We start from the raw sequence: 11,857 nt of genomic DNA, 5'->3' as shown, positions 1-11,857 counted from the left end.
GTGCATTCAAGTCTGCGATCTGTTTCATTGAAAAACAAATGTACAAAATAATTTGATAGCGCCCTTTCTTAAAACGATGTTTTTCATATTACCCCCCCCAAGTATAACTGTCCACGTGGATATCACACAGCGAAAACACACGATCAATCACAGAAGCTACAAGCTCCTCCATTGTTTTTGGCTGACTATAAAATGATGGACTCGCAGGACAAATAATACCTCCAGCTTGTGTAACTAAACTCATATTTTGAATATGTATCGAGCTCAAGGGCGTTTCTCGCGTAAGTAATACAAGCTTCCTACGTTCTTTCAAAATGACATCAGCTGCCCGGGTCGTCAAATCAGACGATATTCCATGGGCAATACGTGCTAAAGTACCCATCGAACATGGGCAGACAATCATCGTGTCATAATTTGCAGATCCAGAAGCAAAGGGAGCCATAAAATCTTGCTTACTGTAAAATTCGAAGGGGTAACTATCGAAACTGGAATTACCTAATTCAAACTTCCAAACATCTTTCGCGTTATCGGACATCACAATACCAACGTGAGATACCTGTTTATGTAGCTTAGTTAGCTTATCTAACAATACTTTTGCATAAATTGAACCACTCGCTCCCGTGATAGCGATAATAACTTTTTTCTTTTGGATCATATTCAAAACAAAGCTAACAAAAAAGGGTCGAATATAAATATCCGACCCTACATCTACCTATGAAAAACATGCCCTTGGGGAGGGCACTACAAAAATACCCTTTACTTTATCATCTACAAAACCAAAATAGCTTTTCTGATAACTTGTAGCACAATAACTACGCATGCCCAAAGCCCAAAAAACCGAGTGAATATAAAAATAAACGGCTTAATTCTATTCTTCGGTAGCAAGCGCGTGGCGCGTCCAGATAAAAAAGGTCGCACTCGTAAAAACACATTTTTCGCGAGACTAGCATCCTTACCGCCCGCTAGTTTTGGGCATAGCGGCGTATAAATCAACGTGCGCGTGTTGAGTAAATGATGAATCTATAATTGGTTTAAGGAGTCTATCACAGCAGAACACCTATTCGCCGCCCGAAAAATGTTAATAAACAAGTAAAGTTTCTCACAACACGCCGATTTTTCGTATCTTTTTTGTTTATTCGTAATCGTCAAATAATACACGATGAGTTTATACAAGATTGAAGAGTACATAGAAACGGGGAACCACCACGATTTAGAAATATTGCTTAGAACAGATTCGTCCCTTTTACGTGAAAACACGAGTCATGAAATTTCTCCGTTATTGTTAGCCTGTTATTACCATAAAGACCAGGTCATTAAGACGATCTTAAAACATTTGACAACCATCACCATCCACGAAGCCTGTGCGATCGGTATAGAGGATCAAGTGGAATTGATGGTTCAACAGAAACCAGAAATAATCGATGAAATCTCTTCTCACGGTTTTACTCCTCTTGGTATTGCCTCGCATTTTGGACAAGAAGCAGTTGTTCGGATACTATTAACAAAACATGCCGACCCGAATATATGTTCGCAAAACGGTTTCCATGTTTACCCATTACACACTGCCCTAACCGGGAAATTTGATAACATCAGTAAGATGCTCATCGAGGCAGGGGCAGAAGTTAACATCGTTCAAAATGCTCGCATCACCCCACTACACATTGCTGCGCAGCAAGGAAACATTGATCTGATCATATTGCTCTTAGAAATGGGGGCTGACATCACCATAAAAACGGATCAGGGTGCCGCAGCGGCTGACCTGGCAATGGAAAAAGGTTTCAAAGAGATTGCGGATATACTCAAGCCGGTATAGATACGGTCGATGCTGAAAACAACCGTCCCACGAAACTAACGGCACGTCCCTTTAAAACCTACGCGAAGCGAATAGTCACCATAGTACTGTCGCACCATCCAAATAGTCCGTCAGGCTTCACCGACCGGAGCGCGCTGATTACTATTTTTTTTAGTGGTTTCGCAAGCCCATGCCCGCGGCCTACCGCTTCCCTCGCGCTGGTGGAAATATATAATATACATTACGCCGCCTGGTCAACTGAAATATAGCTCCGCCGATGGTGGCATCTAAAGTCTCATTAAATAAACACAATTTCTCGGTATGAATACGTATATTTAACTTAAAACACCGGTTGTACTGACGATTACCGACTATACACGCAATAACCTATATTGAAACTCGCATGAATAAATATTCGAAAAAATTTAAAGCAAAACGGTCGTTCCTCCTCCAATCTTTTCCGACAGATATAAGCCGCGAAATTGACCCAACCTTTGCCAAGCAGGAACTAAAAGACTTAAGAAAAAAATTGGCGAAGCTGCAAGATGTGATGTACGCACACAATCGATATAACGTTTTAATTTGTTTGCAGGGCATGGATACCGCGGGAAAAGACAGTTTAATACGCGAAGTATTTGAGGAATTCAATGCACGTGGTGTAGAGGTCAAAAGCTTCAAGACCCCCACAACACTCGAATTGCAGCACGATTATCTCTGGCGCCATTATATAAACCTTCCAGCCAAAGGTAAGTTTGGTGTTTTCAACCGTACGCATTACGAGAATGTACTCGTCACACGTGTGCACCCCGAATATTTATTAAATGAGAATATTCCCGGCATTGAAGAGATCAAGAATATACCGGACAATTTTTGGGTAAAGCGATACGAACAGATTAATAATTTTGAAAAACATCTTACCGAAAACAAGATGATCGTTTTTAAATTTTTCTTAAACATAAGCAAAGAAGAGCAAAAAGAACGGCTATTGCGAAGAATTGAAAAAGAAAAGCACAACTGGAAATTTTCCCCTGGAGATCTTAAAGAGCGGAAGCTTTGGAGCCAATACATGGATTTTTACCAGCAGGCGATTCAGAAAACAAGTAAAAATAAAGCACCTTGGTATATCATTCCCTCTGACGATAAAGATATCTCCCGGTATCTTGTGGCGAAAATCCTATGGGAGGTACTCTCAAGTTATAAAGATATCAAATACCCGGAATTGGACAATGATATTCAGGATCAACTGAAGTCCTACAAAAAGCAACTCGAAAATGATTAAAATCAGCAATAAATATCACTTCAATTTGAGAGGGATATTTATCTAACTTAAAATGCAGCGATGCCCGCACCCCCGTCCAATGGGATAGCTGTTCCTGTGAGAAAATCAGCATAGGGAGATGCTAGAAATGCTACAAGGGCGCCGTACTCTCTGGGTTCCCCGAGTCGTCCCACGGGAATATCTCCAATACGACTTTCTTTAACTTTTTCAAATGCCACGCCCGAGTTCTCCGCTTGCAGACGCATTAAACTATTCAACCGTCCTGTATCGAAAAAGCCCGTTAACACGGAGTTCACCGTTATCCCGTGCCTTCCCACCGCGTTGGATAGCGATTTGGTCCAACTCACTAGCGCCGTGCGCATGGTGTTCGATAACACAAGGGTATCGCTCGGTTCCTTCACCGTCATCGAAGAAACATTAATAATTCTGCCGAAACCTTTCTCACGCATCGAGCTTACCGCCAAATTAGTAGTATATACGGCATTTTGAAACAGTAAATCAAATGCTAATTGATAATCTAATTCAGATTTCGAAAACATATCTCCAGCAACCGGTCCATTGGTATTATTGACTAAAATATCAACGCTGTGGTTTTCAAAATAAGTTCTAAGTGTTTGTTTATGTAGCTGATGATTATTAAAATCTGTCACAATAAAACTATGCGATTGCCCGCTCTGCACAGATAGCTTCGATACCGCCGATTGTAATTTTTGTTCATTTCGCGCCATCAGCACGACTTTCGCTCCACATTCAGCAAGCACCTGTGCAATTGCAAATCCAATGCCATCGCTACTCCCTCCCACGAGGGCTATTCGTCCTTCCAATGTTATATTCATAATGTTATCTACGTTTTAATTTATCTCGATTTTTCGAGCATAATCCCAATTTAATCAGATCACCTACTTTATGACATGCATACAGTATGAGTAGAAAAGGGAAACCGTTTTGCAATTATCATATAGCAGAACAGTTGTGAAATTTATATTTACTAGTTTTATTAAAAATACGCTAAAATATATTAACCAATAATTAAGGTGTTTATATTCTATTTAAAAAGAGAGCATAAGGCTATTAGATATTATAAACTTTAACTAAGGGTGGGGCTATTGCTGCATACAACCAGGCTAAATTTAAATGTTTGTTATCTTAGACTTTTAAGTGTATTAGAAGATCGAGAACCAGTCAATACCCTATACGAATTATATATTAAAACGGTTATTGCTATACTTTTCCCCTTTAAATTTCCTCTCCACCCTCTACTTTCCTTAAGGCCGCAAGCGTATAGCAAATAAAAGAAATAAGCCTTATATCCCCACCCTAAAGGAATCTGGCTTTACCGATTGTGCTTGCAATATGCGGCATATAAAGAACGGAAGCTTCTAATTTCTAGAAACTCCCGCCTGCATTTGCTTATAGAAAAACGTACCTATTGATAACCTGGGTTTTGCACAAGTTTCGTATTCCTATTTATTTCATCACGATTTAACGGTGTAAAATACATCTTGTCGTTCCAGACTCTATTTTCAATTCCTGGATCAATCGTACCAACCGTATAGGTATAATCGTAATTGCTTTTATCATACTTATAAAGCGTAACTGATTTGCCTGGTTTCAATGTCCCCTGAATTCGAATTAGGGTAACCTTGCGACCCAAGGTTTCTTCTGCGATCATCCACCTGCGGGCATCGAAGTAACGGTGTTCCTCGTAAGCGAGTTCCACGCGGCGCTCATTTCGATAACGTTCCTTTAACTTAGCTCCCGAATCGGTAACCTTTGGCATACCGGAACGGAAACGAATCTTATTAAGCCACGAAATTGCTTCTGCTTCCTCACCTAACTCGATGCACGCTTCAACATAATTGAGCACGGCTTCCGTGTACCGCAAAATTGGCCATGGAATGCTTTGCCGTGTGTTTTGATCTTCGATAGCGGGGTCAGAATCGACAAATTTACTGTAGTAATACCCTGTATACGAACCGTTCCAGTCTTCCACCGGACCATTTCTTGTATCGAGCCCTGGTTGATTGATTTTTTTACCTCCGCTGATAACCTGGTACTGACCTGTTTGAATTTGATCGTAAGGATCACGGCCGGAAACATCTGCAGCCCGCGGCTTCCAATCAGCGCCATCGTGTAAAATCGAGGCATAAAACCGTGGGTCGCGTTTTTCGTAGGGCGCCGACTTGTGTGCAACGACACTCCAGTCGAACTTGCTACCGTCAATCATCTCGTAGTCGTCCACGAGCAACTGCGTCGGCGTATTCCCCGACCAATTGTGGTAACCATTCGGCCCGTTGTCGCGACCAACCCAGCCGCCACGCTCGTCTTTTAAATCAACAAAAAAACGACCTAATATCAAATCTTGCTTTCCGGCTACATCTGCCACTTTACTTCCTCCTCCCATCGCGATAGACCGGTAGTTTGCCTGCCCTTCCTCCGCTGAAACAGGGGCCGAAAGGTCTAGCTTATACGCGTGCTCTGCATGTTCTAGCACGGCCTTACTTGCGGCTTTTGCTCGTTCCCATCGTTCTGCTCGATTTCCCGACACGTACCCAAGAAACTCGGGATTAGAAAAACCTGAAATAACTGCCGACTTCGCTTTAGCCGTCGGTACGTCATGTAGATCGCTTGCTGCATAAGTTAATGTTCTCGCTTTAAGCGCTAATGCAGCCACATCACTAGCTCGACCGTCGACGGTTTCCACTCCGGCTAACAGAAGTGCTGCCGAGTCGCAATCGTCGACGATAAAGGCGATACATTCTTCATACGTATTTCTCGCCAAAGTATAGTCGTCCTCTCCTAATTCATATACGACATCCACCAACGGTACCGCCCCATACAATCGAACCAGCTGTTGATAAAAATACCCCCTAAGGAAATAGGCTTCACCTAATAATCGAGACGCCAAAGCCGGGTCGTCAAATTCCGGTGCTTGAAGCTTTTGTATGGCTACGTTCGTCGCCCGAATCCTAGTATACATTGCTCCATATTCATAGGTCGGCATAATGTACCCTTGGTCGGCAGCATTTGCGCGACCTTCATTTACCGTATTAATTCCGCGACCTGGATGAGTAAATAGCGATTCATCAGACATCGAAGCAAGCTGCTGCTCCTCAAAACCACCGACACCAAATCCATTATAAATTTCAAAAACAAAAGCCTGTGCTAACGGGCCGTCGGCCCAGACATCTTCAGCAGGCACCTCTTCAAGCGGCTTTGTGCTGACAAAATCGTCATTACAAGAAGATAACCCACCGGTAATCAACCCAATAAATAATAAATATTTAAAATTTTTCATACTTTAAAATCGTTAAAATGAAACCATCACCCCGCCATTGATCAACCGGGACTGCGGATAATATTGGCCTAACTGGTTGGTTGATTCCGGATCATAAGCTTTATTTTTACTCCAGGTCAACAAATTCATCCCGCTTACGAATATACGTAGGTTACTTATTTTTGCCTTCTCTAAGATACTCGATGGAAGGTTATAACCTAACTCCACATTTTTTAAACGAAGGTAGTCCGTGCTACGCAACCAATATGTATTATTGTTTGAATAATATTGATCACTTCTATCGGTAATGCGTGGGTGCTCACTGCTCGGATTATCAACCGTCCAACGGTTTTCATAGAAATCGATTAGGTAGTTACCAATTGCACCAGATTCATCCGTTGCTACCCGAAGTTCGCCTCCGGTGGCACCTTGAAATAAGATACTCAAGTCAAAGTTCTTGTAATTTAAACCTAAACTAAAACCTCCCTGGAAGGTTGGTTCCGTATTTTTATCACGACGTACGCGGTCATCTGCTGTAATTTTTCCATCTCCATCGTAATCTTGATATTTCATATCACCTGGGCGCAAATTTCCCGTGACATCGGTATAGTCGATAGTATTGGCATCAATTTCGGCTTGATCGCGAAAAACACCGTCATAAACGTAATAAAGTTCCGCGTTAATTGCATTACCGGTACTCGTTTGCCACTCTGGTGCACCTGGCGCTTCATCCCAGAAAATAATTTTATTCTTGGCGTAACCACCATTAACCGAAACCCGGTAGCCAACTTCGCCTACCTTATCTTGCCATCCCACATTAAATTCCCAACCGGAGTTATCGACCTTACCTATATTCTCAGAAGGTAGACTCATACCTGTACTTTGGGGAACCGAAGCATTTCTCCTCCATAATATACTCTTACGACTATTTTTGAAAAAATCAATTTCCGCATTCATTTTACCATCGAAAAACTGGAAGTCAAAACCTAAATTGTAGTTATTCGCTACCTCCCAGGTGATAAATTCATTCGGCACCCGCAGTTCACTCAACGTTTTTTCTTCATTACCGCCGATAATATAGCTACCGAAACCATAGGTCAAGAAATACTGGTATTCCTGAAGTTCATCATCATAGTAAACATTGTCGTTCCCCATTTGTCCATAGGACGCGCGGATCTTAAAATAATTGATAAAAGGAACGTTTTCTTTCCAATAATCCTCATTAGACACCATGTAACCGAGCATCACACCTGGGAAAAAACCATACCTAGAATCGTCGGGAAACATATATGATCCGTCATACCTCCAAAGGAACTCTGCAATATATTTTTGTTTATAATTGTAACCCATACGACCAAAATAGTTCAATCGTGCTCGCTCCCAGGCTCCTCCATCATTATCTTTCTCTAAATCACCTCCAGCAAACATGTAGTCTATATTCTGGGAGATAAAATAACGTCGATAGGCGGACAAATTGTCGTTGCGAATCGTTTCTCGGTTCACACCCGCTAATAGATTCAGCGTGTGATCGTTAATCGTTTTATCGTAACTCAAAACTGCCCCCATCAATATGTTCAATTGATCTTCATCAGTTTGCGTCAAGCGCGGGTCCGCAGGTCCTCGGACACCTTCAACCAATTTAGGTGTCGTTCCATCGGCTTCATATTCATCCTGCCAAGTATATAAATACCAGGGAATTTCCCACCTTTTCGTTTTTTTAATATATTTATCAACCGATGCGTTTAACGATAGTTTTAAACCCTCTACCCATGGATTGGTAATATCGACTTGCCCGTTTGTTTGGAGGTAATAACGCTTATCGCGATCATAACCCGTTTGATTTGTAGTAATCACAACAGGATTTTCGCCGTTTTCAATATCAGGTCCCGGTTTCCCATTTGGCCAAAATGCGGGCATTGTAGGATTACCACGCATTAACATACGAAATATAGTCGATGCTGGCTTTGTCGGGTATTCCCGATCTTCTTGACGGCCAAGCACACCAAATTGCGTTTTAATATACGGGCTAATTTTAGCATCTAGATTAATTCTAAAATCATACTGACTGTATCCTGTTGCCGAATTTTTATAAAATGCATCTTGATCCTGATAACCTAAAGACAACAAATATTGCATATCCTCGGTACCACCATCAATTTGCAAGTTATGCTTCTGTTGAGGCGACCAGTTTTTTAGGGCATCGTCGTACCAATCGGTATTGGGATGCCCCCAGGGATCAGATCCATTGGCAAACGTTTCAATATCTCCAGGTGTGAATGGCGCATTGAGAACTGTCCCATTTTCTCTATCGTAACTCCCTGTGGAGTTAAAACCGTCGAATGCGCCTTGCCATTCGGCTACGGGTAGTTTATAAATTTCAAGTTCATTACGCATTTCTGCGTACTGCATCGCATCGGCCAATTCTGGTATCACTGTAGGCTGCGAAAAGCCTAAATTAAAATTGTACGATAACTTCGGTTTACCGGTTTTACCGCGCTTGGTTGTAACTAAAATTACGCCATTTGCGGCACGCGCTCCATAAATGGCTGCCGACGCATCTTTAAGGATCGAAATATTCTCAATATCAGCCGGATTAATACGGTCAATTCCTCCTTCTCGTGCTGGAATACCATCGATCACCACTAAAGGAGAGCTGTCGCCAAGGGTATTGGTTCCACGAATTTTTATACTCGATCCGTCATTCCCGGGTTCCGCACTCCCGTTGGTTGCTATCACGCCAGGAACACGCCCGGCAATTGCGTTCGAAACGTTCAGCGCTGGTGATTTCCGGAGCTCCTCGCCTTTAACAGCAACTACAGATCCCGTGACCGTCTCACGCTTCTGCGTACCGTAACCAACGACGACGACTTCTTCGATGTTGGAGTTGACATCGATTAACATTACGTCGATATTAGTGCGTCCGGCCAAATCTTCTCGAACGGACTGCATACCAATCATATCATAGGAAATCTGCGATGAAGCCGGCACGTCTTTCAGTTCGTAGTAGCCGCGATTATCCGTAGTTGTGGCGATCGTCTGTCCAACAACAGAAACCGTTACTCCAGAAATTACATCACCTGAAGCTTGGCTCGTGACAATTCCTTTTACTGTAACTTTCTCTTGATTTAGGGTGATTGGAACTTTACTGTTTTGTTCGTGTGCAAATCCATTTACAGGCGTAAACGAATAGCTCAAACAGGCGAACACGGATCCTCCCATCCACAAGAACCGTTTCAGGTCCTTCTTGTAGTTTCGTTTGTTAAGCATAAGTTTTAATTTATTAAGTTGAAATTGATAGTTCAAATTTAGGTTTCACTACTAATTGAAATCATTGTGTACATGGTAAATAATTCGTATTTCAGAATATCATAGCACCCCACTCCGGTAAATACCGGGCGGTGCAAATTCGTCTCAACAGCACATGTGCTTTGACTACGATCCTTAAAAGGAAAAAATTATATAATTAACAATGGAAAAATCAATTTTCGGTTAGCTCCATAAGTTCACAGAAATGATAATTGATCGTCGAGACGCTTATTTCATTTCAAGAACAAAAGGTTTGATCCATACTTTTTGTTGTAAATAGGCATAGTGTTGCATAGTGTCGTGTTTAAATTGAGTTAAGTTTTAGTTTATAGTTGTAGCTTAAAGGTATGGATTTATCGCAATCCAAACTAACTTTTTCAAAGCACCAATTGCAATTAATTGTTAGTCAGACAGTTATTTTAAGAAAAACAGTAACAATGTACCATTCAAACCGGTTTAACTTGCTCATTATAAATGATATTTAAAATTTAAATTCCATGAATTTTTAATGCGTAATCTGACAATCTACTCAAATTCCAGTCGCTCCTAGCCACGTTCTTTATACCAATACTGACCGGATAAAGTATGCTAATTTCCCAAAAAGATGGCCTGAATAACTCAACATGAATAAACTTCTCGAAAATTTTAAAAATTACAAGAGTTTTTATTATCGATTGATTTTTCCTATTTTTAGTCTACAATATAAACTTCTACAATTATGCACACTAAAACAGAGTTCCTTATTTGGGATAAGATCGTCAATAGTGCTAAACAAAGAATTGATATTTCCGAATATGGCGAAAAGGCATCTACCATACAAGAGGATGTATTAGATACATTAATCCTACACATAATTGCAGCTTTTGCCTCTGGTGAAGAGCACTGTTCGATTTCAACTAATTTGCGCAATGAACTTCAACACATTGGAATAGAAGTCAACGAAGACTTTATCGATCGCGTTATCGAAGATAAACATGTAACTTTTAGCGCTGAAATATACGCGGCATACCTAACGTTTTCAATGTTAGAAGATGGGCATACGGAACATGAAGTTCTAGGCTATGTGTGTGATTTACTTGACAGTCCGAAGTTACATTAGTACCTCTCATTATAATATAGTCGAAGCATATCATTTCCAACTTTGTATTTCATGACATTGCCACCTTGGAAAGAAGGTGATTTTCTGCCCTCACCCCAATGCTGCTGGGACACAAAGACCCGCGCTTCGTCCCACAAGTCCACATCAATAAAAGACTGAAGCGTTTGAATTCCGCCTTCAATAATAATCGACTGAATATCCATAAGATACAATTGATACAATATGGTTTGTGGTAGATAAAATTCAAAATTTTCTAAAGCGATCCGTTTTATATTAGTGCGCCAGTCTGACTCAATCGCATTAAATACGATGGTCTCGGCCGACCTGTCCAATACCGCAGCCGATGCAGGCACTTTCAAATCTTTATCGATTAAGATACGTCTAGGATTTTTCCCTTTCCACTCTCGCGTGGTGAGGGAAGGATTATCGTTAAGTGCTGTGGACGTTCCTATTAAAATACTATCTTCCTCGCTGCGCCATTTATGTGAAAGCTGCTTACTAGCGGCATTACTTATCCAGTGTTGACTATTATGCAAAGGCGCAAAATACCCGTCGGCCGTCTCTGCCCATTTTAAAATCACGAAGGGACGTTGCTGTTTGATATGTGTGAAAAACCGCCGGTTAATAAACTCGCATTGCTTCCCTAAAACCCCAACCTTGGTCTCAATTCCTGCCAAATGAAGTTTTTCCAATCCCCTCCCATTTACACTTATGAAAGGGTCTAAGCAACCAATAACAACTTTCTGAAAACCGTAGTCGATTAACATATCCGCACATGGTGGTGTTTTTCCTTGATGCGAACAAGGCTCTAAGCTTACGTATATCGTTGAAAGTTTAAAGAGCTTTCTAGACTCGCTCTCGCCATATTTTTCCAGCACAGCGTTCACCGCATTTACTTCCGCATGTGGTCCTCCATATGGCGAAGTAAAGCCTTCGCCGATTACACGACGGTCATAAACAACGACTGCTCCTACCATCGGATTAGGACTCACACTACCAGCACCAAGAACTGCTAAATCTAGACAGCGTCGCATATACCTTTCCTCGTAATCCATATTACAAAGCTACTATTTAATTGATCAATTTAGAAAGTGTGATATCCTT

At 41.4% G+C, this 11,857-nt stretch carries 8 protein-coding genes; 3 read left to right on the top strand and 5 right to left on the bottom strand.

The features are described 5' to 3' along the window. Positions 1 to 88 precede the first annotated feature (88 nt). Complete coding sequence (locus tag FM107_RS12670) at positions 89 to 655, bottom strand: UbiX family flavin prenyltransferase (RefSeq protein ID WP_218778977.1); 567 nt, start codon at positions 653 to 655, stop codon at positions 89 to 91. A gap of 504 nt (positions 656 to 1,159) precedes the next feature. Between FM107_RS12670 and FM107_RS12665 the strand changes: the two genes are divergently transcribed. Together FM107_RS12665 and FM107_RS12660 are read left to right on the top strand one after the other, a co-directional pair. Continuing rightward, positions 1,160 to 1,813, top strand: coding sequence for an ankyrin repeat domain-containing protein (locus tag FM107_RS12665; protein ID WP_086948876.1), 654 nt, complete (start codon positions 1,160 to 1,162; stop codon positions 1,811 to 1,813). A gap of 382 nt (positions 1,814 to 2,195) precedes the next feature. Next, positions 2,196 to 3,071, top strand: coding sequence for a PPK2 family polyphosphate kinase (locus tag FM107_RS12660; protein WP_086948875.1), 876 nt, complete (start codon positions 2,196 to 2,198; stop codon positions 3,069 to 3,071). Between the two features lie 47 nt (positions 3,072 to 3,118). Here FM107_RS12660 and FM107_RS12655 read toward each other — a convergent pair whose 3' ends face one another. The 3 genes from FM107_RS12655 to FM107_RS12645 form a co-directional block, all read right to left on the bottom strand. Then, positions 3,119 to 3,907, bottom strand: coding sequence for an SDR family oxidoreductase (locus FM107_RS12655; protein WP_086948874.1), 789 nt, complete (start codon positions 3,905 to 3,907; stop codon positions 3,119 to 3,121). A gap of 590 nt (positions 3,908 to 4,497) precedes the next feature. Further along, complete coding sequence (locus tag FM107_RS12650; protein WP_086948873.1) at positions 4,498 to 6,369, bottom strand: RagB/SusD family nutrient uptake outer membrane protein; 1,872 nt, start codon at positions 6,367 to 6,369, stop codon at positions 4,498 to 4,500. Between the two features lie 12 nt (positions 6,370 to 6,381). Beyond that, positions 6,382 to 9,615: a TonB-dependent receptor gene (locus FM107_RS12645; RefSeq protein ID WP_256959516.1), complete on the bottom strand. Its 3,234-nt coding sequence runs from the start codon at positions 9,613 to 9,615 to the stop codon at positions 6,382 to 6,384. A 757-nt stretch (positions 9,616 to 10,372) separates the two neighbouring features. Between FM107_RS12645 and FM107_RS12640 the strand changes: the two genes are divergently transcribed. Continuing rightward, on the top strand, positions 10,373 to 10,753 hold the full coding sequence (locus FM107_RS12640; RefSeq protein WP_086948872.1) for a hypothetical protein: 381 nt from the start codon (positions 10,373 to 10,375) through the stop codon (positions 10,751 to 10,753). On the opposite strand, the gene ribD is transcribed toward FM107_RS12640, so the two are convergent. Further along, positions 10,750 to 11,808, bottom strand: a complete 1,059-nt coding sequence (gene ribD, locus FM107_RS12635) for a bifunctional diaminohydroxyphosphoribosylaminopyrimidine deaminase/5-amino-6-(5-phosphoribosylamino)uracil reductase RibD (protein ID WP_086948871.1) — start codon at positions 11,806 to 11,808, stop codon at positions 10,750 to 10,752. The two genes, FM107_RS12640 and ribD, sit on opposite strands and share 4 nt — an antisense overlap. Positions 11,809 to 11,857 lie beyond the last annotated feature (49 nt).

This window comes from Sphingobacterium sp. JB170 (assembly GCF_900163865.1).
Classification (GTDB): Bacteria; Bacteroidota; Bacteroidia; order Sphingobacteriales; family Sphingobacteriaceae; genus Sphingobacterium.
The sequence above is the reverse complement of the archived record's forward strand: the minus strand, read 5'-3'. Positions and strand labels throughout refer to the sequence as shown.